Here is a 25,567-nt window from a genome sequence, read left to right on the forward strand (position 1 = left end):
TCATGGCGCTGGACTGGGACAAGCTACGCGTGTTTCACGCTGCGGCGGAGGCTGGGTCGTTTACCCATGCCGCCGAAACGCTGCATCTGTCGCAGTCGGCGATCTCTCGGCAGGTCAGCGCACTGGAGCATGACGTCGGCGTGGCGCTGTTCCATCGCCACGCGCGTGGCCTCGTGTTGACCGAGCAGGGCGAGATGCTGTTCCGCACGGCACATGACGTGCTGATGAAGCTGGAGACGATCAAGTCGCGGCTGACCGAGACCAAGGATCGCCCGTCCGGCGTGCTGAGGGTCACGACAACGGTGGGGCTCGGGGCCGGCTGGCTGACCGAGCGCGTGCAGGAATTCATCGAGCTCTACCCCGAGATCAGCCTGCAGCTCATCCTCGCCAACGAGGAGCTCGACCTCACCATGCGCCAAGCCGATTGCGCCATCCGCCTGCGCCAGCCGCAGCAGCCGGATCTTATCCAGCGCCGGCTGTTCACGGTGCATTTCCACCTTTATGCGTCGCCTTCCTACGTGGCGAAGTTTGGCAAACCGGCCTCGATCGCCGAGCTCAGGAACCACCGGATCGTCACCTTCGGCGTGCCGGTGCCCTCGCATCTGTCGGAGCTGAACTGGCTGGAGACGGTCGGCGATTTCGAGGGCGGGCAAAGGGTGCCGACGCTGCAGATCAACGACATCCTGTCGATCAAGCGCGCGGTCCAGGGCGGCGCCGGCATCGCCATGCTGCCCGACTACGTCATCAACAAGGACTCGAACCTCGTCCAGTTGCTGCCCGAAACCGAGGTGCCGTCCTTCGACACCTATTTCGCCTATCCCGACGCGATGAAGAATCAGGCGAAGCTGCATGTGTTCCGCGATTTCATCATCGCCAAGGCGCGCAGCTGGTCCTACTAGCAGGGACCTGCCGATATTCGGGTGGTGCCGGCCTGACCTGGCCCACGACCGGGACTTAAGCGCGCCATGGCGTGGGGCAGCCAGCCGGAGACAGTGCGCCCGGGGCGGAGACAAAGAACACAGCGCTGCCGGCAATTGCCGCAAAAGTTCGCATCGGGCTCTCCTGCCGCAGAAATAAACGCGACCAGCCCAAGTTTGCATCATTGTGAATTTAGCGTATTTCGGCACCGGAATCTGACCCGGTTTGCATATCGGCGATCGCTTTCAGTCCGGAACGGCTCTGGATTCGGCGATTTTTTCTGGTCCTATCGGTTCTCGCGACGGATTAGACCACAGCCTACCTCTTTTTGCATGCGTGTGTTGCAAAATAGATGCTTGTTTCTTGAGCATGATGAGCACATATATAGTTGATCTCCAGGGCGCGTTCTCCTCCCATTAGCGCCCTCGAGTGTTCCCCTCTGGAGGTTAGCCCTAATCGGCACTTCCAATCAAACTCAGCCGGATCTTTATTGATCCGGCTTTTTTGTTGCGCCGAAGTCACGCCGACCCCAGAAATGCGTGCGCGCGGCCCGCGTAACAGTGACATGTAACATCGGGTAACATGTCGCAGACGCACTCTATCGATTAGGTAGATCATAGGACGCGGTTGGTCGGTCCGGGAGATGGGGGCATCACTCGGACAGGCCGGGCTCAGGCAGCTACCGCGTCCGATCCATTTCCTGATGCGGCGGACCTGCCGTTGCCTCCCAAGGAAGACAGTCCGCAATAAGAACGGCGCCCGGACGATCCGGGCGCCGTTTTCGCGTCTTCAACAAGATCCGATCAGGCGGCCTTGCCGTTGGCGTTCATCGCCTCGTCGGCGAGGCGCCCGGTCAGCTCGGCCATATGGTCGAAGACGGCCTTGTAGCTGGCGACGCCTGCCGTCGCCGAGCGCAGCTCGATGATCAGGTCGCCGATCTCGGCCTGGGGCATGGTCGCTTCGACCACGTCCCAGCCCGGCCAGCCGGGCCGCGCGTCATAGCCAAGGATCTGGCCGCGCCGCTGAGGGATCAAAGCGATAATCCTCGAGGTCGCATCTGACGGTGTGACGATCTCGACCTTCATGATCGGTTCCAGCAGAACCGGCGAACAGGCCGCCATGCCTTCCTTCATCGCCAGCTTGGCCGCCATCTGGAAGGCCATGTCGGACGAGTCGACGGCATGATAGGAGCCGTCCGAAAGGTTGACGGCGACATCGACCACCGGGAAGCCGAGCGGACCGGATTTCAGATAGTCGCGGATGCCGGTCTCCACCGACTGGATGTAGGTTTTTGGCACGACGCCGCCGGTGATGGTGTCGGTGAACTGGAAACCCGTGCCGCGCGGCAGCGGCTTGATCTCGATCACCACGTCGCCGAACTGGCCGTGGCCGCCCGACTGTTTCTTGTGGCGGCCGCGCTGCTGCGCGGATTTGCGGATCGTCTCGCGATAGGGCACCGCCGGCGAATGGCCATCGATCGGGATCTGGTTCTTGCCCTCCAGCCGCTCGCGCACGACGCGCAGGTGCATCTCGCCATGGCCCGACAATACGGTCTCCGCGGAGTCCTGGTTGTGGTGCAGGCTGAGCGAGGGGTCTTCCTCGGCTAGCCTCTGGATCGCTGCCGACATCTTGACCTCGTCCTTGCGCTCCTTGGGGCGCAAAGCGAATGCAAACACCGGTTGCGGGGGCTCCAGGGCGATCAGCGGCTTGATGCCGCCTTTGGCCGAACTCAGCGTTTGGCCGGTCCTGACATTGTCGAGCTTGCCGAGCGCGACGGTATCGCCAGCCTTGGCCGACGGCAGCTTCAACTGGTCTTTGCCAAGCATCTTGTAGATGCCGGAGACCTTCGTCGTGTCGCCGCTGGAGAGGAAGAGTTCGGCCGCGTCGGCCACCTGGCCGGAAAGCACACGCGAAATAGACAGTTTGCCGCCATGCGCGGTGTGGATGGTCTTCATCACCTGCACGACCGTCTGGCTGCCATCAGGCGCGCCAAGGCGCTTGCGCGTCGCCTCGACGTCAGGCGCGTCGTGGCGGATAGCCTTCAACAGGCGCAGCACACCGTTGCCCTTCTCGGCGGTACCGAGCAGCACCGGCGTCACCGAGCCGGCTCGCAGGTCGGCGGCAAGGTCATCGAAGATCGCGTCCTTCGGCGGCTCGATCTCCTCCAGCAACTGCTCCATCAGCTGGTCGTCATGGTCGGCCAGCGTCTCCAGCATCGAGAACCGTGCCTCGAGCTCGCGCGCCTTGTCGTCGTCCGGAATCTCGGCGACCTGGCTTTCGGCATATTCGCGGTAGACATAGGCGCGCTCCAAGGCCAGATCGATCGAGCCGATGACGACACCATCCTTGCGCAATGGAATCTGGCGCAGCAGCAGCGGCGCCGAGCTGGCCGGCTGCAGCATCTTTAGCGTCTCGCGCACGCCGGCGACCGCCTTGTCCACCTTGTTGAGGAACAGGATGCGCGGCACGCCGAGATCGTCGAGCTTGCGCATGATGAGCTGAAGCGCGGGTATCTTCTTTTCGTCCGCTTCGGCCACGACCACGGCGACATCGCAGGCGGCAAGCACCGGCTCCGCCTCGAAGGCGAACTCGATGGAACCGGGGCAATCGACGAAGGTGAACTGCTCGCCCATGAATTCCGTCGTGGCAAAGGTCGCCTCGACGCTCATGGCGTGGGCGCGGGCTTCTGGCGAATGATCGGAAACCGTGTTGCCCGATGAAACGGGATTCTGGCGGGGAATGGCGCCCGTGCGGGCGAGGATAGCTTCGAGAAGTGTCGTCTTACCGCTTGCGAAGGGACCGACTATGGCGATGCATTTCGGTCCCGTGCGTCGTCCTCCGGCGCGATTACCCATGGCTGACCTCCACTCAGGCGTTTCCCAGGGAGCGGCGGCCGGCCTGTTCAGCCGTCGCGGGCGGGGTTGTTGCTCACCACCTGCCAAGGCCATCGTCACACGGGTTAGCGGAGAGGGCAAGGAAAATAGGAAATGCGCCGGCTTTGGTTTTGTGCTCGGTTTCGAACAGCCCGGTGGCTCAAGCGCTCAAAGGCGATTGCGTCGGTCGCCATATAGCAAGAAACTGACCTCCCGCTGCGGCGGACGGTCCCTAACGATTTGAGAGTTTCTACGATGAAGATCATTGCGTGCGGCAGCGTGCCGACGATCATCGCGCCAGAAAAGTATTTCACCGGCAAGGTGCTGCAGACGCCGATCATCGAGAAGGAGGCGCCGGCGCGGCTGAGGGCAACCCTGGTCAGTTTCGAACCGGGCGCCCGCACGCATTGGCACACGCACCCGCTCGGCCAGACGCTCTACGTCACGGCCGGCGCCGGGCTTGCGCAAACGTGGGGCGGGCCGATCGAGGTGATCAGGGCCGGCGACGTCATCTCCTTCGCGCCGGGCGAAAAGCACTGGCACGGCGCCGGGCCGAAGACCACGATGACGCATGTCGCCATGCAGGAAGCGCTGGACGGCGTCCATGCCGAGTGGCTCGAGGCGGTCTCCGACGAACAGTATGGCGGCTGATTGCCGTCCAACAAAAACCCGGCGCGAAGCCGGGTTTTTGTGGATTGCGGCCTTGCCGATCAGGTCAGCGACGCAGTGAAGCGCTGGATGCGGGTGCAGGCTTCCTCCAGCAGCGCCTCCGATGTTGCGTAGGAGATGCGGAAGTTCGGGCCGAGGCCGAAGGCCGATCCGAACACAACGGCAACGCCTTCGGCGTCGAGCAGCTCCGAGCAGAAGGCTTCGTCATTGTCGATGACCTTGCCGGCCTTCGTCTTCTTGCCGATCAGCTCAGCGCAGGACGGATAGACGTAGAAGGCGCCTTCCGGCGATGGGCAAGAGATGCCGCGCGCCTGGTTGAGCATCGACACGACGAGGTCGCGCCGGCCCTGGAAGATCGCCTTGTTCTTGGCGATGAAGTCCTGCGGGCCGTTGAGCGCCTCGACGGACGCCCATTGCGCGATGGTGCAGGCGCCGGAAGTCTGCTGGCCCTGGATCATGTCCATTGCCTTGATCAGCGGCACCGGGCCGGCGGCGTAGCCGATACGCCAGCCGGTCATGGCATAGGCCTTCGACACGCCGTTCATGGTCAGCGTGCGCTCGTAGAGGCTCGGTTCGACCTCGGCGATGGTCTTGAAGACGAAGTCGCCATAGGTCAGGTGCTCATACATGTCGTCGGTCAGCGTCCAGACATGCGGGTGCTTGAGCAGCACGTCGGCCAGGGCCCTGAGTTCACGCTCGGTGTAAGCGGCGCCCGATGGGTTGGACGGCGAGTTCATCAGCAGCCATTTCGTCTTCGGCGTAATCGCCCTTTCCAGCACCTCAGCCGTCAGCTTGAAGCCGTTGTCGATCGAGGTGTCGGCAAAGACGGACGTGCCGCCACAGATCGCCACCATTTCCGGGTAGCTCACCCAATAGGGGCGCGGGATGATGACCTCGTCGCCGGGGTTCAGCGTCGCCATGAAGGCGTTGAACAGGATCTGCTTGCCGCCGGTGCCGACGATGGTCTGCTCCGGTCGGTAGTCGAGGTTGTTCTCGCGCTTAAATTTTTTTGCGATCGCCTCGCGCAGCGGCGCGATGCCGGAGACCGGCGGGTACTTGGTCTCGCCACGGCGGATCGCCTCGATCGCCGCGTTCTTGATGTTATCGGGCGTGTCGAAGTCCGGCTCGCCGGCGCCGAGGCCGATGACGTCACGGCCGGCATTTTTCAGCTCACGCGCTTTCTGCGTCACCGCGATGGTCGCGGAAGGCTTCACGCGGGAAAGGGCGTCGGCAAGAAAGGCCATGACAGAGCGTCTCCAAGAGAAGGGCGCGGCCAGGAGCGGCCGCGGCGCCTCTCATGTCGCATCATCGGGCCAAGCGCAAGCATTGTCGGGTGATCCAGAGGTCAAGGTGGCGTGAGCGGCAACTATAAATTCATCAACGAGCGGTAAACCCTTGGCTGGCAGGATGGCAGATCGAATTCCGCTTATTCTGCGGAGCGAGGGACCTTTGTCGCGCAGCATCGGGCTTGCCCATATCATCCGTCATGATGACGGCACCTCAAGCGGTGTCTGGGGAATCTACACGCTGCAGAGCGCCTTCCAGCCAATCTTCGCCTTCGATGGAGGCAAGCTTTCGCTCGTCGCCTTCGAGGGGCTTATCCGCCCGTTCCGCGACGGTGAGCCGCAATCGCCGATGAGCTTCTTCGGCACTTGCCCCGCAGGCGACCGGCTGCATATCGAGGCGCTGACCAGGACGCTGCATCTGCTCAACGCCGGCGGCTGTCTGCCGCAAGAGGCGTCGATCTTCGTCAATTTCGATCCGTCGGTGTTCACCGACCGCGCCATCGTCGACAAGGCGCTGCGCGACATGCGGCTGGTGCTGCACGAGGCCGGCATCGACCCGCGCCGTATCGTGTGCGAGGTCACCGAGCAGAAATCGGCTTCGCAGGAAACGCTCAACAGCTTCGTCGAGGCGCTGCGCGCCAACGGGTTCCGCATCGCCGTCGACGATTACGGCGCCGACGAATCCGACATCAACCGCATCAAGGAATTGCGGCCGGACATCGTCAAGTTCGACGCCAACTGGATCACGCAGCTGATGGAGTCCGGAGCCGGATTCGCGCTGCTGACAACGATGGTGACGAGCTTCGAAAGTCAGGGCATCCGCACGGTTTTCGAAGGCATCGAGGAAGGCTGGCAGCTCGAGCTCGCCGAGAAATCCGGGGCGTCGATGGTGCAAGGCTATGTGCTTGCCCGGCCGGAGCTGGCCTCGACCAGTCTTCGCGTCTTCGGCAAGAGCGTGCAGGCGCCCGCGGCCGGGGAGGGCAAAACGATCGCGGCCGCCAGTCCCGCTCCGGTGGCGTCAGCTCGCCCGACCAAGGCGTTTGGGCGCAAGGTGACGCCATGATCGGGCGGCCCGACAGGCAGCGCCCCGAAAGGCGGCGAAGTGTCGCCGAAGCGATCTTCGAAGACGAGATCGGCCTTCAATTCGGCGTCTATGGCGAGTTCCGGCTGTGGAGCGCCTACCAGCCGATCTTCGCGCCGCGTGGCAGATCGCTGCAACCCGTCGCCGTCGAGGCGCTGATCGAGCCGCGGCGCGTCGCGACGCCCGTTGCGCCGCAAGTTTTCTTCGACAGCGTTGTGGCAAAGGACCGGCTGTTCGTCGAGACGATGTGCCGGATGCTGCATCTCGGCAACTACCGCAACATCGGCGTCGATGGCCTTACCCTGTTCTTCAACTACAATCCGATGATCAACGATCATTTCGGGCGGGCGCTCGCCGAGATCCGGCTGATGGCCAGGCATCTCGGCGATTTCGGCCTCGAACCGGCCATGCTGGTCTGCGAGATCACCGAGCAGGCAGCCGACGAGCATGTGCTCGCCGGTCTCGTGCGCGAGATGAGGCGCGACGGTGTCCGCATCGCCATCGATGACTTCGGCACCGGACATTCGACCGAAGCGCGCATCGGCCTGCTGTCGCCCGACATCGTCAAGATCGACGGCGGCTGGTTTGCCGAGTTCTGCCGCCATGCCGCCGCCGAGCGGTTCTTCCGGCCGCTGGTTTCGACGCTGCACGACCGCGGCGCCAAGGTGCTGGTCGAGGGCATCGAGCATGCCACGCATCTGCGCGTCGCGCTCGATGGTGGCGTCGACCTCCTGCAAGGATATCACCTCGCCCGCCCGGCGATCGCCGGCACCATCTTCAACGAAGAGCCGCTGGCGATCGATGCGCTGCTCGGTATGGACAACAAGGTAGTGCCTCTGCATCAGCGCCGCTGATGCTTTCACTCAAAAACAAATCACTGGATGAACCCCGCACAGGCGAGTTAGAGGCCTCCGATCGTTCGTCGCGCGCGGAGAGGGCCATGATCCTTTATGACATGATCGACAGCGGCAATTGCTACAAGCCGCGTCTGTTGATGGCAAAGCTCGGCATTCCCTTCACCCGCATCGAAGTGAGCTCGCACACCGGGGAGACGCGCAAGGCCGACTATGTCGCCAAGAACCCCAACGCGATGGTGCCGCTGCTCGAGCTCGACGACGGCCGACGCATCGCTGAATCCAACGCCATTCTGCTCTATCTCGCCGAGGGCACACGCTTCCTGCCGGCCGACAGATATGAGCGGGCGCTGGCCTATCAGTGGCTGTTCTTCGAGCAGTACAGCCACGAGCCCTATATCGCGGTGCGCAAGGCGCTGCTCACATTTCCCGAGAGCGCGAAGGATGCGACGCCGGAACGGTTGGCGCTGACTTTGGAGCGCGGCAAAAAGGCGCTCGGCGTGATGAACAAACATCTGGAGCAGAACGCCTTTTTTGCCGGCGCCAGCTACAGCGTCGCCGACATTGCGCTCTTTGCCTACACTCACACCGCCGAGATGGGCGGCTTCCAGCTCGACGCCCATCCGGCCGTGGTGGAGTGGCTGAAGCGGGTCGAGACGGACAAGAGGCACGTGCCGATCAAGTGGGTTGGGTAGTCTGTTTCTATGCCGCAGCATTTTGCAGCCGCCGAATGCTGGCTATTTGATGAGACGATCGTATTCGGCATGGGTGCCGATCCAGATCCAGTCGAAGCCATCAGCGCTTTCGAGGGCCAAGGCCCGATAAGTGTCGTCTATCCTCGCCGACCAAAGCTCTCCCACCTTTTGAAATGGAGGGATGGATGTCGCGGATTGGTCTCATCGAAGTGAAGTTCTTGTCGGCCGGTACGGCGAACGGCCTTTGGCAAAGAATTGTATCTTGTCCAAAAACTAGCGGTAGCTCTGTGCCTCACAGGTCACGCAGTTTGCCGGCAGCTATTTCGGCGCGTGCTTCGGCCAGCAGCTTGTCCAGCCGGCCCGCCTTTGCGTCGGCCTCAATCTGCTTGTCCCACAAATCGGCCTGCAGCGTCTCAAACCACGCGGCAAACGCCTCCAGCTCTTCAGGGCTGAGTTCGGCAACGGACTTTTCGATCTGTTCGAGCTTGGTCATGAATCATACTACAATTGGGCTAAAAGTACCAAAAGTGGGACCACAAGCGCGGGCGGCGGCTTGCCAATTCAGGCAACAAAAAAGGCGGGACAATGCCCGCCTTCCTATGCCGGTAGCCTGATCGGAAGCGTTGAGGCCGGGCCGGCAGCTATCTGCTGTTCCAGCTTGTCGGGTCCTTTCGCTCCGGCGCGCTTATCGCACGACCGTCAGTACATCCGTGACTTGCCGCCCGCTCCAGGCTCTCGCCCGGTGCGCGTCGCTAACTAGGCGCATTGTGCAATGCCAGGCGATCACGCCCGGCTGCAAAATGCCAGCGCCAAATCAGGCTGCCTTGCTCAGAGACCCAGCAGCGGACTTGCCGGTGCGGCGGTCCTGCTCGATCTCGAAGCTGATCTTCTGGCCTTCAACGAGGGTGGTCATGCCAGCGCGCTCGACGGCGGAGATGTGGACGAAAACGTCCGCGCCGCCATTGTCGGGCTGGATGAAGCCGTAGCCCTTGGTGGCGTTGAACCACTTAACCGTACCAGTTGCCATGTAGAGTCCTTCACATTTGCTTCGTTTGACCGGACCAAAGCCCGGCCGGTGGTATCGAAATTTTGGAGATAGACGTCAGCAAACGCGAAGATCGCGGCCCGATCGATCGGCCAAATTCAATGCGCCGGATATAGTATGGTTCGCGAACGAAAACAAGATGGCGTTACCGGCATGTGCCGCGATAGCGTCCAACGGAGCCCACTGCGCTTGGAAGGTTTGCAGCCGGGGATGCGTTGTGGAGGGAAGATACGCTTGCTGTTGCGGGAGAATATCATGAGGACAATTCTGCTTGCCGCCTGCCTGATGTTGGTGGCCGCCGAGGCGCAGGCCGTCTCGCGCTACGACCCGACGCGCATGAGCTGCGACCGCGTGCGGGCGACGATCGCCAGGCAGGGCGCGGTCATCCTGCGCTACCAGTCGATGCGCGTGCCGGGACTGCCGCTTTATGACCGCTATGTGCAGGACGAGCGCTTCTGCAACATGGGCGAGGTGAGGGCGCGGGCCTATGTGCCGAGCGCCGATATCAAATCCTGCCCCGTCTATATCTGCAAACGGCCGGACTTCGACCGGCATTTCCGACGGCGGATCTTTCCGCGCCATTAGAGTCCGGCGTTCGGCAAGCTGTGTCAGAACGCGAATGATGCCTGAGCGGCGGGCGGCGGGCCGACCCGCACGCCTTCCATGGCCAGCATCTTCTCCTTGGTGGCGGAGCCGCCGGTAGCCGAGAAGCCGCCGATCTTGCCGCCGGCGGCAAGGATGCGGTGGCAGGGAATGACCAGCGGCACCGGATTGGCGCCGAGGGCTGCACCGGTTTCGCGCGCAAGCCCGGCATGGCCGGCCCGCTTGGCCAGTTCGCCATAGGTGGTGGTCTCGCCGAAGCCGAGCTTGCGCGCAGCGTCATAGATGGCGAGGCGGAAATCGTCGACGCCGTCGAGATCGACCGGCACGCCGGAGAAATCGACATCGTCCCCGGCCGCATAGGCCTTGATCGAGGCGATCAGTTCGACCACCCATTGCGGCTGTTCGGTGGAGGTGGAGACTCCGGCATGGCGAAACAGGCGGCGCTCGACCGCTTCGCGGCTACGCTCGGGCAGGCAGAGCCGGATCAGGCCCTTTTCGCTCCAGGCGACGCCCATGAAGCCGATCACTGTTTCTAACACTGCGTGGCCGGCCGTGATCGGCAATGCGTTTTCCATGGTGCGCTCCTTTCCGCAAACTGCGAAAAACGGGTACATCTCCAGTACAGATGGGGAACAATATCGCAGTTTGCTTCGAGTCTCGCCACCCGAAAGCTGCACACTGGCCCTGATTGCCCGGTTGGAATCGCTGGTGTAAGGACTTTTCAACAACCGACAATCGGACCTGCAGGGCTTGGCAGCGAAAATCATCCTCACCGCGATCGGCGTGCTCGTTGCCGCTGCCGGCCTCAGCGGCTGTACCTCGACCTCACAGATGAAACCCTCGCCGGCGCTTGCGGCGGCATCGACGCCGGCCGCCGAGGACGACACACCGACCATCGCGCTGCCCGAAACCGTTGCTGTGCTGCCGGAGCCTTCCGGCCTCGCTCAGGTGCAAACGGCGGCGCTGACCGGCGATGCCGTGGCCCTGGCGACGGCACCTGGGGCGACGGCGCCTGGCGCGACGACGGCTGGCGCGACGACGGCTGGCGCGCCGTTGCCGCCGCCCGCGCAGCCCGGCGCCGCCCTTCCGCCGCCGGCGCAACCTGCCGCGTTCGCCGGCTCGACACCCGTCGCCGGGCAGTTTCCGCCGCCGCCCGTGCTGATGGCCGGCGCATCGCCGACCGGCCCCGGTGCGCTCAAGCAGGCCGCCGTCTACCGGACTACCGCTGTTGCCATGCCGGTCACCGGCCAATCAGCGAAGGTGGCTCCTATGCCGGGCGTGCAGCAGGTCGCCTATGTGGTGCCGCAGAACCCGGCGCTGCTTGCCCAACCGGGCCCCGAACAGCATGCCACGGGTCCGCGCGCCGAGATCGAGCGGCTGATCGAGAAATATTCGGCGATCTACGAAGTGCCGGTCGATCTGGTGCGCCATGTCGTCAACCGCGAGAGCACCTTCAATCCGAAGGCCTATAATCACGGTCATTGGGGACTGATGCAGATCAAGCACGCGACGGCACGCGGCATGGGCTATGACGGGCCGGCAGCCGGCCTGTTCGACGCCGAGACCAATCTCAAATACGCTGTCAAATATCTGCGCGGCGCCTGGCTGGTCTCGGGCGGTAACGCCAAGCGGGCCGACCAGCTCTATCAGACGGGCTATTATTACGACGCCAAGCGCAAGGGCCTGCTCGATCAAACGGGTCTCGGCGTCGACCGCCGCCGCCTGCAGCCGGGCGCCTGAGCGCCGGCAACGAGGCGCGTCCCATCGGTCTTTTGGGGCAGTTGCATGCGTGACACCAGCCGCCGGCCGCCGACCCCCAACGATGTCCGCCTTCGCAAGCTTCTCGACGATGCGCTGACCACGCCGCATTGGCCGGAAGGCTTCGTCATGCGCCCGTTCGAGCACAGGGATGCGCAGGCCCTGCACGCGCTGCTGGAAGAGGCATTCGACGACGGCGCCGAAGGTCCGTTCGACGAATGGTGGCCGCGCATCTCAGACGATGCCGAGTTCGATCCGGACCTCTGTTTCCTCGTCATCGACGGCAAGGGGCTGCTGGCGGGCGCCGCGCTTTGCTGGGAGTCGGGCTTCGTCAAGGATCTGGCGGTTCATCCGGACTCGCGAAGGCACGGCATCGGCGAGGCGCTGATGCGGCACGTGTTCCTGACCTTCCGCGACAGGGGTGCCGCCCATGTCGACCTCAAGACCAACACGGTGAAGAACCCCGCAGCCTTCAGGCTTTATGAGCGGCTCGGCATGGTTCCGGTGGCCTGGGAAGGCTAGGCGCTTCGCAGCATTTGCCTGCAGCGACACAACCGAATGCAGGGCGCATTGTGAACCGCTTCACACAAGCTGACGTTAGGGCATGCTAATGCGTCGTGGTGCAGGGCGGCCGATCGGCGGATCGACGCTGGCAAGGCGTCGGAGAGGCTGTGCCGGCATGCGTCAGCCACTCCAAGGCGGGCTCCGGGGCGGCGGGTTTCGGAGCCCGCCCGCTTTGAGCGTGCGGCCGATCGCGAGATCTCCCTTAACCGAGTGGCTAGGGTCAGTCCGCTCGCGGCCCCGTCCCCGATGGCCATGTCGGAACCCCGAAGCGTCGCTCCGCATTCAATGCGGGCGGAGGGTCATCATCAGCCGACGCGGCAAGGTCCGCGTGGACGGTTCCGAGGCGAGGCCCACCAGCATGAAATTTTACCGCGCATTCCTCGCACTTGCCGTCGGCGCGATGCTCGCGGTGGCGCCGGCTCGCGCGGTCGAGCTGTCGATCGTGTCGGGCGACACGGGCAACGGCATCAAGGTCTTGCGCGAGATACTCGACCGCTACCAGAAGCAGAGCGGCAACAAGGTCGACATCGTGGTGATACCGCCGTCGGGCACCGACCAGTTCGGTCAGTTCAGATTGTGGCTCGCGGCGGGAAACAGCGACATCGATGTCTACCAGACCGACGTGATCTGGGCGCCGCAGCTTGCCAGCCAACTCGTCGATCTCACCGCGGCGACCAGGGATGTCGTGGCCGAGCATTTCGCGTCGATCATCCAGTCGCAGACCGTGAACGGAAAGCTGGTGGCGCTGCCGATCTTCACCGACGCGCCGGCGCTTTATTACCGCAAGGATCTGCTCGACAAATATGGCGCCAAGGTGCCGACCACCTGGCGGGAACTGGCCGACACCGCCAAGCTCGTCATGGACAAGGAGCGCACCGCCGGCAACAAGGACCTGTGGGGCTTCGTCTTCCAGGGCAACGCCTATGAGGGGCTGACCTGCGACGCGCTCGAATGGGTGAGGTCGAATGGCGGCGGCCAGATCATCGAGCCCAACGGCACGGTCTCCATCAACAACCGACAAGCCGCGGCCGCGCTCGACATGGTCAGGGGCTGGATCGGCACCATTGCGCCGCCGGGCGTGCTCGCTTACCAGGAAGAGGAATCGCGTGGCGTCTGGCAGACCGGCAATGCCGTCTTCATGCGCAACTGGCCCTATGCCTATGCGCTCGGCAACAGCGAGACCTCACCGATCAAGGGCAAGTTCGATGTGGCGCCGCTGCCGGCAGGAACCGGCGAAGACGCCCGGCCGACGGCAACGCTCGGCGGCTGGAACCTCGCGGTTTCCAAATATTCCAAGCACCAGGACGCGGCGATCGATCTGGTGAAGTTCATCGCCTCGCCCGAGATGCAGAAGTATCGGACGCTGAGGACGTCCAACCTGCCCACCATCAAAGCGCTCTATGACGATCCCGATATCGCCAGGGAACAGCCGATCGTCCCGCGCTGGAAGCAGATATTCCTCAACGCGGCGCCGCGCCCTTCGGCGGTCGCCAAGATCAAGTACAACGAAGCCTCGAGCCAGTTCTGGACGGCCGTCCACAACACCATGTCGGGCGACGGCAGCGCCGCCGACAATCTGGCCGATCTCGAAGCCAGGCTGACCAGGCTGAAGGGCAAGGGCTGGTGAGGGCGATGCCTGTGAGCCGCTCGCGCCTGATGCGGCAACGCGTGCGCTCGGCCTGGCTGTTTCTGGCGCCGATGCTTCTGGTCCTTGCCGCCGTCGCCGGCTGGCCGCTCCTGCGCACCTTCTACTACAGCTTCACCGACGCCTCATTGGCCGATCTCGACGCCCGCCAATGGGTCGGCTTCGACAATTATTTCTCGATGCTCAGCATGCCGAGCGGCCGCGTCCTCTATGACGGGCTACTCGCCGATCCGGTCTGGTGGCGCGCCGTGTGGAACACGCTGCTCTTCGCCGTGGTGTCGGTGAGCTGCGAAACGGTCCTCGGCATGATCGTGGCGCTCGTTCTCAACGCCGACTTCAGAGGCCGCGGCTTCGTCAGGGCGGCGATCCTCATTCCATGGGCGATCCCGACCATCGTCTCGGCCAAGATGTGGCAGTGGATGCTCAACGACCAGTTCGGCATCATCAATGCGGTGCTGCTCAACCTTGGTCTGATCGACGCCAAAATCGCCTGGACCGCGAGCACCGACACGGCGATGATCGCGGTGCTGATCGTCGACATCTGGAAGACGACGCCGTTCATGGCGCTGCTTTTCCTCGCCGCGCTGCAGATGCTGCCGCGCGATGTTATCGAGGTCGCGAGGCTCGACGGCGCCAATCCGTGGCAGATCTTCTGGAAGGTGACCTTGCCGCTCATCCGCCCGGCGGTCATGGTTGCGGTAATCTTCCGCGCGCTCGACGCGCTGCGCATCTTCGACCTGATCTACGTGCTGACGCCGAACAATGCGCACACCAAATCGATGTCGGTGTTCGTGCGCGAGAACCTGTTCGAGTTCGACAAGTTCGCCTATGGCTCGGCCGCCTCGACGCTGCTTTTCCTGATCGTGGCGCTGCTCACCATTTCCTACATCCGCATTGGCCGGATAGAGCTGGAAGGAGGCCGCTGACATGGCGATGTTGAAGCGCCTGGGCTTCTTCCTGCTGGTGGGGGCAATCGTCTTCGTCGCGGTGTTTCCGCTCTATTACGCCATCGTCACCAGCCTGAAATCCGGCACAGAGTTGTTCGAGGCGAGCCTCTGGCCGCAGGCGTTAAGCCTCGCCAACTACAGGAACGTGCTGGTCGAAGGTCCCTTCCTGCGCAATCTCCTGAATTCGCTGGTCGTCTCGGGCGCGGTCGTGCTCATCTCGCTGCTGCTCGGCGTGACCTCCGCCTATGCGCTGGCACGCGTCCGGTTCCGCGGCCGTTCGGCGCTGATGCTTGCCATACTGTCGGTGTCGATGTTTCCGCAGGTCGCGGTGCTGGCCGGCCTGTTCGAGATCATCCGGGCCTTTGGCCTCTACAATTCGCTCATCGCACTGATCTTCTCCTACATGATCTTCACGCTGCCGTTCACGGTCTGGGTGCTCACCGCCTTCGTGCGCGACCTGCCGGTCGAAATCGAGGAAGCGGCGATCCTCGACGGCGCGACGCCATGGATCATCGTCACTCGCGTCTTCCTGCCGCTGATGTGGCCAGCATTGGCGACGACAGGGCTGCTCGCCTTCATCGGCGCATGGAACGAATTCCTGTTTGCGCTGACCTTCACCTCCAACAACGCGCAGCGCACGGTGCCGGTGGCGATCGCGCTGCTTTCCGGCAACTCGCAATTCGAGATCCCCTGGGGCAACATCATGGCCGCTTCGGTGATCGTCACGGTGCCGCTGGTGGTGCTGGTGCTGATCTTCCAACGCAAGATCGTTTCCGGCCTCACCGCCGGCGGCGTGAAGGGGTAGGCCTTGCTGATGTTCAGGTGATGCCGGGCTGCACATGGCGGTGTCCTGCGCTTCCGGTGTTCACGTACTTCAAGCACGCTCCGGTCCTCGGAACCACCATCCTCGGCTCGGCCTGACCCTGAATCTAAACACAGCCTTCTTCACGGCCCTCAACGCAACCGGCAGCGCCATTTCGCGTTGGAAGTGCAAGGGGCTGATCGGAGATTCCAGATGAAAACGCTTCTGACCGCGGCCGCCATGGCGCTCCTTGCCGGCGCGCAGGCCACTCTTGCTCAGTCGAGCGACAGCAACGATGTCGCGCCAATGGCGGCAGACAATAAGGTCGACACGCAGACTTTCGTCACCACCGTACCCAATGCCAATGAGTTCGAAATCCAGGCGAGCAGGCTGGCCGAGGAGAAGTCGCAGTCGGACGAACTCAAGGCTTTTGCCAACGAGATGGTCAGGGACCACACCAAGGCAGGGGAGGATTTCAAGGCGGCGATGAGCCAGGGCCAGACGACGGCTTCTATCAAGCCTGCCGGCCCCGCCCTGGGGCCTAAGGAACAGCAGATGCTAGGCGAGCTCAAACAGGCGAGCGGCACAGAGTTCGACCGGAAGTATATCAAGATGCTGATGGATGCGCACAGGGACGCGGTCGCGCTGTTCAGCACCTATGCCAATTCCGGCGACGACCCGGCGCTGAAGGAATTCGCCAAGAAGACTCTGCCGGTGCTGAAAATGCACGAGAAGCATGTGAAGGAACTGGCGGTGGCGTATCACGAGTGAGGGTGGTTTCTGCCCCCGCAGCGGATCCTCAGCTCGCCTTGATCTGCTCGACCGCCGTTGCCAGCAACTCGTCCATGGCCTGGCGAATCTGGGCATCCGACTGGACGACGCCTGCTGCGTCGAAGTCGGCACGGACCTTGCGGAACACGTCATTGTCGCCCGCTTCCTCGAAATCCGCGCGCACCACCTCTTTCGCATAGGCGTCGGCATCCACGCCGGATTTGCCGAGCTTTTCGGCGGCCCACAGGCCGAGCAGCTTGTTCCGGCGCGCCACGGCCTTGAACTTCGTCTCCTCGTCCATTGCGAATTTCTTTTCGAAGCCTTCCTGACGGTCCCTCATGCTGCTCATAGTTTGCCTCGCTCAGACGTGAGTTCGACCGCCTTCGATGCATGAGAAGAGCGGCCAGGAGAAGCGAAAATGGGGAGCATGAAGGCCTGTAGCAAGGCCTGATCGTGCTGTGGACGCCGCGGACCCGAAATTCGTGCCGTGCCGGGCCGAAGCTCCGATGTGATTTGACCTGGCCGTGCCGTAGCCTACTTTCGACCGCTGGCAGGAGGAGTGGAGGAGACGGGCGATGCAGTTACCGTTGAACCCCATGCAGGGCGTCGTGCTGGCGGCGGCGTTGATGTTTGGCACTGCCGCCTATGCCCATCACGGCTGGTCGTGGACGCAGGACGAGTTCTTCGAGCTCAAGGGCAAGATCGCGGCGATCTATATCGGCAATCCGCATGCGACGCTGGACGTCGATGCGCAGGGCGAGGTGTGGCGGGTGGAGATGGCGCCGCCGGCCCGCACCATCGCCGCCGGCTTCACCGAGGAGGTCGCCAAGCTCGGCGACGCGGTGACCGCGATCGGCCATCGCTCGCGCGAGGAGGCGGAAAAGCGCATGAAGGCGGTGCGCATCATCGTCGGCGGCAAGCGCTACGACGTCTATCCCGACCGCCTGCCGCCGGCCTAGATGGCGGAGTTTCTGGCCGGCATCGAGCAGCTTGCCTTGGCGCGGGGGCTGAAAGCCTCCTTCGTCGCCTATCCGATCGTCAACGCGCTGCACATCATGGCGGTCGGCGCGCTGCTCACCAGCGTCGGCCTCATGGATTTCAGCGTCCTTGGCGCCTTCCGCTCGCTGCCCCACGCGCCGTTCGTCGCGCTGCTGCGCCGCGTAGCCCTTGGGGCGTTTGGCGGCGCGATCATCACCGGGGCGCTGCTGTTTTCGGTAAAGGCGAGCACCTATGCGGCGATGCCGATCTTCGTTGTCAAGATAACACTGATCCTGCTGGCGGGGGCCAATTTCCTCGCCTTCACGCGCTTGACCCGCACGAGCGGGGTGGCCGAGTCGGCCGGGGGCATCGCGGCCGTCCTGGCCGTGATTTCGCTCGGCCTGTGGACCTGCGTGCTTTTCGCCGGGCGGTTCATAGGGTTTTTGTGAAGCAGTTCCACGAAGAGCCGGCTGCTGCTCAGATGTCCGGCGCGTTGCCGACTTTCTTCTTCATCTCCAGCGCCCAGGCGCGGCCTTCGTCGCCGCCCCACAGCAGCCAGGCGATGTAGCCGGCAGAGGGATTTTCCTCGTTGCCGTAGTTCTTGCCGCGCTTGTCGACCTCGTGGCGGGCGAAATAGCTGACAATGCGGCGGATGGTCGAGGGTGAAAGGTTCTTGCGGTTCTTCAGCTCCGTCGCCCTCGCGATGCCGATCTCGGTGCCGCCGCGGCCGAACTCCTTGCGCAGGCGCAGCCCCTTGGCGGCGTTGTCGGCGACGATCTCAGGGCAGCGCAGGTCGATTTCGTCTTCGGACATGTCATCCATCGCAGATTTTTAGCCTACGGGCAGAATGCGGGGAACCGAGGGTTCCGGAGTTGCTAATCGGTGCCGGTACCAAAATGCGCTGAGATGAACGGGCACGAAGTCGCGCTCTACGGCGCGCCCCCCCTCTGTCCTGCCGGACATCTCCCCCACTTGGGGGGAGATTGGCAGCTTCGCCGCCTCGCCGATCCTGCACCGTTGGCGATTGGCGAAAAGCCGCGATGACGGGTGATCTCCCCACTTGTGGGGGAGATGTCCGGCAGGACAGAGGGGGGCGCCGTAGAGCGCAATGGTGGCGGCATCGCTCCAATATCTTGGAGAATTCCCGCAAGCTGGCTCTGTGGATGCGCTCGCCGCGAACTAAACTGCGCCTCTGTGAAAGCAATTACCTAAACATTATCCCTTTAAATTGGTGATGTTCCTTACCCTGCCAAAGTTGCCCTCACCCAAAATACTCCTGCAGCGGCCGAACCTCGAGGTTTCCCGCGCGCAGCGCCGCGATCGCCTCGGCCACGGCCGCAGCGCCCGACAGCGTCGTGTAGTAAGGCACCTTCTGCATCAGTGTCGCCCGCCGCAGCGACTTCGAGTCCGACACGGCCTTCTGGCCATCGGTGGTGTTGAAGACGATCTGGACCTGGCGATTGCGGATGGCGTCTTCGATGTGGGGGCGGCCTTCGAGCACCTTGTTGATCTTTTCCGCCGTCACGCCGTTTTCGGCGAGGAAGCGGGCGGTGCCGGAGGTGGCTAAAACCTTGAAGCCCTGCTCGGCGAGGCGTTTTACGGCCGGCAGGATGCCCTTCTTGTCTTCGTCGCGCACCGAGACGAAGAGCGTGCCCGCGCGGGGGAGATCAACACCCGCCCCTAGCTGGCTCTTGGCGAAGGCCAGCGCAAAGTCGCGGTCGAGGCCCATGACCTCGCCGGTCGAGCGCATTTCCGGCCCGAGCAATATGTCGACGCCGGGGAAGCGGGCGAAGGGGAAGACGGCTTCCTTGACCGCGATATGGCCGGGATTTCGCGCGTCAGGCATGGCGCCGTAATGCGCGAAGGCGTTTTCCAGCGTCTCGCCGGCCATGATGCGGGCGGCGATTTTCGCAATGGGACGGCCGATGGTCTTGGCGACGAAGGGCACGGTGCGCGAGGCGCGGGGGTTGACCTCAAGCACATAGACCGTGCCGTCCTTGATGGCGTATTGCACGTTCATCAGGCCGCCGACATTGAGCGCCCGGGCAAGTGCGGCGGTCTGGCGTTCCAGCTCGTCGACGAGTTCCGGCTGCAGCGAATATACCGGCAACGAGCAGGCCGAGTCGCCCGAATGGATGCCGGCCTCCTCGATGTGCTCCAGGATGCCGGAGACGAAGGTTTCCTTGCCGTCGCAGAGGCAGTCGACATCGACCTCGGTGGCGCCGGTGAGATAGGTGTCGAACAAAAGCGGGTTCTTGCCGAGCAGCGTGTTGATCTGGCCGGTCTTGTCGGCCGGGTATTTCTGCTTGATGTCCTCCGGCACCAGGCCGGGCACGGTGTCGAGCAGATAGGTCTGCAGCATGCCTTCGTTGTAGATGATCTGCATGGCGCGGCCGCCGAGCACATAGGACGGGCGCACCACCAGCGGAAAGCCGAGCTCGGCAGCGACGAGGCGCGCCTGCTCGACCGAATAGGCAATGCCGTTCTTCGGCTGGGTGAGCCCGAGCTTGTGCAACAGCTTCTGGAAGCGGTCGCGATCTTCGGCAAGGTCGATCATGTCGGGCGAAGTGCCGAGGATCGGGATGCCGGCCTTCTCCAGCGCGTCGGCCAGCTTCAGCGGTGTCTGGCCGCCGAATTGGACGATGACGCCGACCAGTTCCCCGGAGGCCTGCTCGGCGCGCAGGATCTCCAGCACGTCCTCCGGCGTCAGCGGATCGAAATAGAGCCGGTCGGACGTGTCGTAGTCGGTCGACACGGTCTCCGGGTTGCAGTTGACCATGATCGCCTCGAAGCCGGCATCGCGCAGCGCAAAGGCGGCATGGCAGCAGCAATAGTCGAACTCGATGCCCTGGCCGATGCGGTTCGGGCCGCCGCCGAGGATGACGACCTTCTTGCGCGACGACACACGCGCCTCATTGGCGAGCTCGCCGGCGAAGGGCGTCTCATAGGTCGAGTACATATAGGCGGTCGGCGAGGCGAACTCGGCGGCGCAGGTGTCGATGCGTTTATAGACCGGATGAACGCCGAGCTTTTGCCTGGTCTTCTGAATGACTTCGGCGTCGGTTCTGGTCAGCGACGCGAGGCGTGCGTCGGAAAAGCCCATCGCCTTCAGCATGCGCAGGTTCGGCGCGTCCTGCGGCAGGCCGTGCTCGCGGATGCGCTCTTCCATGGCGATGATGCCGGCGATCTGCTCGAGGAACCACGGGTCGATCTTGCACATGGCGTGCACGTCTTCGAGCGAGGTACCCATGCGGATCGCCTGCGCCACCATGCGCAGCCGGTCGGGGGTCGGCGTGCCGAGCGCGGCGCGGATGGCATTGCGGTCGTCGACGTGGTCTGCCGAGCCAAGGCCGGGGATCTCGATCTCGTCGAGGCCGGTGAGGCCGGTTTCCAGTCCGCGCAGGGCCTTCTGCAGCGATTCCTGGAAGCTGCGACCGATGGCCATCACCTCACCCACCGACTTCATGGCGGTGGTCAGCACCGGCTCGGCGCCCGGGAATTTCTCGAAGGCAAAGCGCGGGATCTTGGTCACCACATAGTCGATCGACGGCTCGAACGAGGCCGGCGTCGCGCCGCCGGTGATGTCGTTCTCCAGCTCGTCCAGCGTGTAGCCGACGGCAAGCTTTGCCGCGACCTTGGCAATCGGGAAGCCGGTCGCCTTCGAGGCGAGCGCGGACGAGCGCGAGACGCGCGGGTTCATCTCGATCACCACCAGGCGGCCATCGGCCGGGTTGACGGCGAACTGCACATTGGAGCCGCCCGTCTCGACGCCGATCTCGCGCAGCACCGCGATCGAGGCGTTGCGCATCATCTGATACTCTTTGTCGGTCAAGGTCAGCGCCGGCGCGACGGTGATGCTGTCGCCGGTGTGCACGCCCATCGGGTCGAGGTTCTCGATCGAGCAGATGATGATGCAGTTGTCCGCCTTGTCGCGGACCACTTCCATCTCGTACTCCTTCCAGCCGAGCACGCTTTCCTCGATCAGCACCTCGGTGGTCGGCGAGGCGTCGAGGCCGGACTGGACGATGTCGTAGAATTCGGCGCGGTTGTAGGCGATGCCGCCGCCGGTGCCGCCCATGGTGAAGGAGGGGCGGATGATCGCCGGCAGGCCGACATGGTCGAGCGCTTGCGCCGCGATCGCCATGGCGTGGCTGATATAGCGCTGCTTGCGGTCGCCTTCGCCGAGGTTCCAGCGCGTCTCCAGCGCGTCGAGCGCGGCATCGAGGTTTTCGGGGTTCTCGGCTTTGAGCGCGGCGCGCTCGGCCTCGTGGATCTTGCGGTCGGCGTCCTTGACCTCGGTGGCATTGGCCAGCATCGAGCGCGGCGTCTCCAGGCCGATCTTGCTCATCGCCTGGCGGAACAGCGCGCGGTCCTCGGCCTTGTCGATGGCATGCGCATCCGCGCCGATCATCTCGACATTGTAGCGGTCGAGCACACCCATGCGGCGCAGCGACAGCGCGGTGTTGAGCGCGGTCTGGCCGCCCATGGTGGGCAGCAGCGCGTCGGGGCGCTCCTTGGCGATGATCTTCGCCACCACTTCCGGCGTGATCGGCTCGATATAGGTGGCGTCGGCCAGCTCCGGATCGGTCATGATCGTGGCCGGGTTGGAGTTGACCAGGATGACGCGGAAACCCTCTTCCTTCAGCGCCTTGCAGGCCTGGGTCCCGGAATAGTCGAACTCGCATGCCTGGCCGATGACGATGGGGCCGGCCCCGATGATCAGGATCGACTTGATGTCGGTGCGTCTTGGCATGGTCTATGGATTCCGTTCGGCGAGCGGCTTGCACGAAAAACCGGGCGGGGAGGACCCGGCCGGTTGTGCTTGCGATTCTGGTATCAGGCTAGGAGGGCCTTATAGGGAAGAGTTTTGGCGGATGTAACCCCGAAAATGAGGGTTTTGCGGGTTGGCGTGACGGAACAAAACAGGCGTCTCATTCCTTCGCGCCCCCCTCTGCCCTGCCGGGCATCTCCCCCACGAGGGGGGAGATTGGACGTCACGACTGCTTTCGCCAATTTTCGACGGCGAAGAAAAAGCGAGGCGCCAAAACAGCCGATCTCCCCCCAAGTGGGGGAGATGTCCGGCAGGACAGAGGGGGCACTGTCCCGCCGGCGTCTTCAGCCTATCAATTCCCCAGTGCCAGCTGATCCGTGATCTCAAAGCGCTCCGAAACGCCGATGCGGATCATGTTCAAGCTGCCTTCGCGGGGAAGCGGAACTCGTCGGAGGAGTCGGAGCCGGCCGGCTTGCCGTCATGGAAGTGGATAATGCGCGTGCCGCCGTCCGGCCAGGTCACGGTCACGACGCTGTCGCCGGCCTCATGTGCGACGCTGATCAGGCAGCGGGTCATCGGCTGGCCGATCCGGCGCGCGCAGGGGATGCCGTCGGTGGCGTCTGGGGCAGGGGTGTCGGACTCCGTGATTGCCGAGGCGGCGAAGGCGAGGGCGTAGGCATCCTGCATGGCGATGGCGCTGATATCGGCCGCGGAAGGAGGATCGGCCGGCTCGCTGCGACCCAGGCGCGCGGCGATGTCCGGCTGCGGTTCTTCAGAGGGCTCCGGCGCGTTCGCTTCCTGTGGCGGGCCGGCGTCAGTTGCCGGCACGGCTGCATCCTCGGGCGCCGGGGCCGGGTTGTTCGGGCTGAGATAGCGGGCCGGCGCCCATCCGACGATATGCGCGTCCTGCGTGTCTTCGACCTTGCACCAGGGATACTTGTTGACGGTCTTGCAGCCGTAATTCTTCACGGCCGTGCCGTTGGGCAGGCGCGCCGCGATCTTTCCATCCGGGGAGGCGGTGGTGCGGATGTTGAGGAGATCGTCCGGCGCGAGGCCGCCGATGATCGAAATGATCGTGGCTGGCGCGTCCTGGGCCAAAGCCGGCACGGCGGCCAGCAGCAAAGGAGCGGCGATCAGCAATGTCGATCGGAGCGTGACTTTGCGCTTCATCCTTAATGCACTGCAGTCCTGGCGTTTCCGCTCAATCAGATATGAACTTCGTTCAACCCTGCATATGAGCTGGGCTCAATCCTGAATATGAGCTTCGCTCTAGATATGAGCTGCGCTCAATCTTTGTAAATCCGGTCCGCGGCGCGTGCGCCCATTCCGGCCGTCCCGCTGCTTCGGCCTGCTTTGCGGCAGCTTCATGGTCGTAGGCGATGGCGATCGCCTCGGAGCGGCCGGAGGCATCCAGCTCGACGATGCCGTAGCGCGCATGCCGGCTGTCCTGCTCGGAGACATGCGCCGGCGGGAATGCGGATGAGCTCGCTGCGATGGCTATTGCCGCACAACGCGATCCGGCAGGCTGGAGGGCCAGCACCTTGCCATGGATATCGGCCAGAACGGCAATGCGCATCAGGCGTCGATCTCCGCATCGGCGGTGCCGACCGCTGGAAGCGCCTTGTCCTCGCCGGCGGCCGCGATCACGCTGTCGAGCAGGCCGGGAAAGCGCCTGTCGAGGTCGTCGCGGCGCAGGGTGATCAGCCGGCTGGTGCCGACCGCTTCGGTGCGCGTGACGCCCGCCTCGCGCAGCTTGGCGAGGTGGTAGCTGAGATTGGTCTTGGAGGCGAGGTCGAGGAACTTGCCGCAGTTCATCGGCACGCCTTCCTTGCTGGCGAGAAAGCGCACGATGGCCAGCCGGGTCGGGTCGCCAAGCACGGCAAGCACGATCGGCAGGCTGATCTGATCGGCGTTCGGATGAGGCAAGGTCATCGCTGAGAATTAAGCGCAAACGGCACCGACTTCAACGCGTCTCCTCTTCTTGCTTGGTTACACAGCTTCCCGGTTTCTACGCGTCCTGACACAGGGCTGTCAGGAGGGTTCGGCTAATTTGCCCAAGCGCCGTTGACATCATGGCCCTTTCAGGTCCAATTGTTCAATAACTTTTGAACAAAGGACATATCCAATGGACAAGCGGATCTTCTGGCTTGCGCTCGGATCGTTTGCGATCTCGACCGAAGGCTTCGTCATCTCCAGCCTTCTTCCCGATATCGCCGCGGATGCCGGCATCTCCGTTCCGCTCGCCGGCTCGCTGATCACCGCTTTCGCGCTCGCCTATGCGATCGGCGCGCCGATCCTGGCGACGCTGACCGGCGAGTGGGACCGGCGACGCGTCATCCTGTGGACGCTGGTGTTCTTCGTCATCGGCAATATCGTCGCGGCGCTAAGCTCGTCCTTCGAATTGCTGCTCCTAGCACGCATCGTCATGGCGCTATCGTCCGGCCTGTTCGCGGCAACCGCGCAAGGCACCGCCGTGGCGCTGGTCGACGACCATCACAGGGCCCGCGCCATCGCGGTCGTGGTCGGCGGCACCACGGTGGCGGTCGCGGTCGGCGCGCCGCTCGGCGCGCTGGTGGCGGCGATTGCCGGCTGGCGCGGCACCTTCTTCGCCATTGCCGGCCTCGGCGCGCTTGCCGGGGGGATCCTGTGGTGGCGGCTGCCGCGCGGCATTGTCGGCACCAGGCTGCCGCTCAAGGCGCGGCTCGCGGCGGCGGTCCGTCCCGGCGTGTTGCCGATCCTGGTCACAACCGTGCTGGCGCTGGTCGGCGCCTTCACCGTCTTTGCCTTCATCGCGCCTCTGGCGATCGAGGGCGGCGGCCTCAGTCCGCTGGCGCTTCCCGGCATGCTGCTCGCATTCGGCGTTGGCGCCGTCATCGGCAACATCGCCGGCGGCCAGGCGGCGGACCGTTTCGGCGCGGCGCGCACGGTTTGCTGGTCGCTGGGGCTGAGCGCAGCGATGCTCGTCACCTTGTCGCTGATCCCGACCTCCCTGCCGCATTCGATCGCCGGGCCGGCGCTGATGGGCATGATGGTGCCGTGGGGCATCGTCGGCTGGGCCTTCCCGCCGGCGCAGGCGAGCCGGATCATCAAAATAGCGCCCGATGCCGCCCCGATCGTGCTCTCGCTCAACGCCTCGGCGCTCTATTTCGGCGTCGCGCTCGGCGCGGTGGTCGGCGGTGCGGTGCTGCGTTTCGGCGCGCCGGCCGATCTCGGGCTGGTCGCGGCGGTATTCCCGATCGGCGGGCTGGGTGTGGTGCTCGCGGGTCGCGCGCTCGCCCGCCCGGTCGCCATGCCGGCGGAATAGACT

26 protein-coding genes are annotated in these 25,567 nt (G+C 64.0%); 15 read left to right on the top strand and 11 right to left on the bottom strand.

From position 1 onward, the window contains the following. Positions 1 to 2 precede the first annotated feature (2 nt). Positions 3 to 899 carry a LysR family transcriptional regulator gene (locus CK224_RS07695; protein WP_095777339.1) on the top strand — a complete coding sequence of 299 codons (897 nt, stop codon included), beginning with the start codon at positions 3 to 5 and terminating at the stop codon, positions 897 to 899. A gap of 822 nt (positions 900 to 1,721) precedes the next feature. Here CK224_RS07695 and CK224_RS07700 read toward each other — a convergent pair. Next, complete coding sequence (locus tag CK224_RS07700; protein WP_095781319.1) at positions 1,722 to 3,773, bottom strand: elongation factor G; 2,052 nt, start codon at positions 3,771 to 3,773, stop codon at positions 1,722 to 1,724. A 273-nt stretch (positions 3,774 to 4,046) separates the two neighbouring features. Here CK224_RS07700 and CK224_RS07705 point away from each other — a divergent pair, with 273 nt between their 5' ends. After that, a complete protein-coding gene (locus CK224_RS07705) occupies positions 4,047 to 4,442 on the top strand; it encodes a cupin domain-containing protein (protein ID WP_066994518.1) in 396 nt (131 codons plus the stop codon). Positions 4,443 to 4,501: 59 nt separating this feature from the next. On the opposite strand, the gene CK224_RS07710 is transcribed toward CK224_RS07705, so the two are convergent. Next, on the bottom strand, positions 4,502 to 5,704 hold the full coding sequence (locus tag CK224_RS07710; protein ID WP_066994522.1) for a pyridoxal phosphate-dependent aminotransferase: 1,203 nt from the start codon (positions 5,702 to 5,704) through the stop codon (positions 4,502 to 4,504). 205 nt (positions 5,705 to 5,909) lie between these two features. Here CK224_RS07710 and CK224_RS07715 point away from each other — a divergent pair, with 205 nt between their 5' ends. The 3 genes from CK224_RS07715 to CK224_RS07725 all read left to right on the top strand — a co-directional run bounded on the left by CK224_RS07715 (position 5,910) and on the right by CK224_RS07725 (position 8,376). Next, on the top strand, positions 5,910 to 6,809 hold the full coding sequence (locus CK224_RS07715; RefSeq protein ID WP_095781320.1) for an EAL domain-containing protein: 900 nt from the start codon (positions 5,910 to 5,912) through the stop codon (positions 6,807 to 6,809). Next, complete coding sequence (locus tag CK224_RS07720; RefSeq protein ID WP_095781321.1) at positions 6,806 to 7,681, top strand: EAL domain-containing protein; 876 nt, start codon at positions 6,806 to 6,808, stop codon at positions 7,679 to 7,681. The genes CK224_RS07715 and CK224_RS07720 overlap by 4 nt, the downstream gene beginning before the upstream one ends. An 86-nt stretch (positions 7,682 to 7,767) precedes the next feature. Beyond that, the gene (locus tag CK224_RS07725; protein ID WP_095781322.1) at positions 7,768 to 8,376 is read left to right on the top strand and encodes a glutathione S-transferase family protein; all 609 of its coding nucleotides are present in this window, start codon (positions 7,768 to 7,770) and stop codon (positions 8,374 to 8,376) included. 292 nt (positions 8,377 to 8,668) lie between these two features. Here CK224_RS07725 and CK224_RS07735 read toward each other — a convergent pair whose 3' ends face one another. Then, complete coding sequence (locus CK224_RS07735; protein ID WP_095781323.1) at positions 8,669 to 8,869, bottom strand: hypothetical protein; 201 nt, start codon at positions 8,867 to 8,869, stop codon at positions 8,669 to 8,671. A 321-nt stretch (positions 8,870 to 9,190) separates the two neighbouring features. Then, positions 9,191 to 9,403 (bottom strand): cold-shock protein, encoded by a 213-nt coding sequence (locus CK224_RS07740; RefSeq protein ID WP_066994534.1) that lies wholly within the window; start codon positions 9,401 to 9,403, stop codon positions 9,191 to 9,193. Positions 9,404 to 9,676: 273 nt separating this feature from the next. Between CK224_RS07740 and CK224_RS07745 the strand changes: the two genes are divergently transcribed. Continuing rightward, positions 9,677 to 10,006, top strand: coding sequence for a hypothetical protein (locus tag CK224_RS07745; RefSeq protein ID WP_095781324.1), 330 nt, complete (start codon positions 9,677 to 9,679; stop codon positions 10,004 to 10,006). Positions 10,007 to 10,029: 23 nt separating this feature from the next. Here CK224_RS07745 and CK224_RS07750 read toward each other — a convergent pair whose 3' ends face one another. Next, positions 10,030 to 10,599: a methylated-DNA--[protein]-cysteine S-methyltransferase gene (locus tag CK224_RS07750; protein ID WP_095781325.1), complete on the bottom strand. Its 570-nt coding sequence runs from the start codon at positions 10,597 to 10,599 to the stop codon at positions 10,030 to 10,032. A gap of 175 nt (positions 10,600 to 10,774) precedes the next feature. On the opposite strand from CK224_RS07750, the gene CK224_RS07755 reads away from it, so the two are divergent. From CK224_RS07755 to CK224_RS07780, 6 genes are all read left to right on the top strand, one after another. After that, entirely contained in the window at positions 10,775 to 11,764 is a 990-nt protein-coding gene (locus tag CK224_RS07755; RefSeq protein ID WP_095781326.1) for a lytic transglycosylase domain-containing protein, read from the top strand. 45 nt (positions 11,765 to 11,809) lie between these two features. Continuing rightward, a complete protein-coding gene (locus CK224_RS07760) occupies positions 11,810 to 12,304 on the top strand; it encodes an N-acetyltransferase (protein WP_095781327.1) in 495 nt (164 codons plus the stop codon). Positions 12,305 to 12,704: 400 nt separating this feature from the next. Further along, complete coding sequence (locus CK224_RS07765) at positions 12,705 to 13,973, top strand: ABC transporter substrate-binding protein (RefSeq protein ID WP_095781466.1); 1,269 nt, start codon at positions 12,705 to 12,707, stop codon at positions 13,971 to 13,973. 5 nt (positions 13,974 to 13,978) lie between these two features. Continuing rightward, positions 13,979 to 14,917, top strand: coding sequence for a sugar ABC transporter permease (locus CK224_RS07770; RefSeq protein ID WP_095781328.1), 939 nt, complete (start codon positions 13,979 to 13,981; stop codon positions 14,915 to 14,917). A 1-nt stretch (position 14,918) separates the two neighbouring features. Beyond that, positions 14,919 to 15,743 (top strand): carbohydrate ABC transporter permease, encoded by an 825-nt coding sequence (locus CK224_RS07775; protein WP_095781329.1) that lies wholly within the window; start codon positions 14,919 to 14,921, stop codon positions 15,741 to 15,743. Between the two features lie 210 nt (positions 15,744 to 15,953). Continuing rightward, positions 15,954 to 16,511: a DUF4142 domain-containing protein gene (locus CK224_RS07780; RefSeq protein ID WP_095777349.1), complete on the top strand. Its 558-nt coding sequence runs from the start codon at positions 15,954 to 15,956 to the stop codon at positions 16,509 to 16,511. Between the two features lie 28 nt (positions 16,512 to 16,539). Here the strand turns inward: CK224_RS07780 and CK224_RS07785 are convergent, their stop codons facing one another. Then, a complete protein-coding gene (locus CK224_RS07785; RefSeq protein WP_066994550.1) occupies positions 16,540 to 16,860 on the bottom strand; it encodes a DUF1476 domain-containing protein in 321 nt (106 codons plus the stop codon). Between the two features lie 226 nt (positions 16,861 to 17,086). On the opposite strand from CK224_RS07785, the gene CK224_RS07790 reads away from it, so the two are divergent. Together CK224_RS07790 and CK224_RS07795 are read left to right on the top strand one after the other, a co-directional pair. Beyond that, positions 17,087 to 17,470: a DUF6152 family protein gene (locus CK224_RS07790; RefSeq protein ID WP_066994553.1), complete on the top strand. Its 384-nt coding sequence runs from the start codon at positions 17,087 to 17,089 to the stop codon at positions 17,468 to 17,470. Further along, positions 17,471 to 17,938: a hypothetical protein gene (locus tag CK224_RS07795; protein WP_095777350.1), complete on the top strand. Its 468-nt coding sequence runs from the start codon at positions 17,471 to 17,473 to the stop codon at positions 17,936 to 17,938. A 28-nt stretch (positions 17,939 to 17,966) separates the two neighbouring features. Here the strand turns inward: CK224_RS07795 and CK224_RS07800 are convergent, their stop codons facing one another. From CK224_RS07800 to CK224_RS07830, 5 genes are all read right to left on the bottom strand, one after another. Next, positions 17,967 to 18,302 carry a hypothetical protein gene (locus tag CK224_RS07800; RefSeq protein ID WP_095777378.1) on the bottom strand — a complete coding sequence of 112 codons (336 nt, stop codon included), beginning with the start codon at positions 18,300 to 18,302 and terminating at the stop codon, positions 17,967 to 17,969. 448 nt (positions 18,303 to 18,750) lie between these two features. Next, entirely contained in the window at positions 18,751 to 22,242 is a 3,492-nt protein-coding gene (gene carB, locus CK224_RS07810; protein ID WP_095781330.1) for a carbamoyl-phosphate synthase large subunit, read from the bottom strand. 435 nt (positions 22,243 to 22,677) lie between these two features. Then, positions 22,678 to 23,400, bottom strand: a complete 723-nt coding sequence (locus CK224_RS07820; RefSeq protein WP_348628375.1) for an SH3 domain-containing protein — start codon at positions 23,398 to 23,400, stop codon at positions 22,678 to 22,680. An 82-nt stretch (positions 23,401 to 23,482) separates the two neighbouring features. Then, positions 23,483 to 23,836, bottom strand: a complete 354-nt coding sequence (locus tag CK224_RS07825; RefSeq protein WP_245425766.1) for a hypothetical protein — start codon at positions 23,834 to 23,836, stop codon at positions 23,483 to 23,485. Then, positions 23,836 to 24,192 carry a helix-turn-helix transcriptional regulator gene (locus CK224_RS07830; protein ID WP_095781332.1) on the bottom strand — a complete coding sequence of 119 codons (357 nt, stop codon included), beginning with the start codon at positions 24,190 to 24,192 and terminating at the stop codon, positions 23,836 to 23,838. The genes CK224_RS07825 and CK224_RS07830 overlap by 1 nt, the downstream gene beginning before the upstream one ends. A gap of 193 nt (positions 24,193 to 24,385) precedes the next feature. On the opposite strand from CK224_RS07830, the gene CK224_RS07835 reads away from it, so the two are divergent. After that, complete coding sequence (locus tag CK224_RS07835) at positions 24,386 to 25,564, top strand: MFS transporter (RefSeq protein WP_095781333.1); 1,179 nt, start codon at positions 24,386 to 24,388, stop codon at positions 25,562 to 25,564. Positions 25,565 to 25,567 lie beyond the last annotated feature (3 nt).

Source organism: Mesorhizobium sp. WSM3862, from assembly GCF_002294985.1.
Classification (GTDB): domain Bacteria; phylum Pseudomonadota; class Alphaproteobacteria; order Rhizobiales; family Rhizobiaceae; genus Mesorhizobium.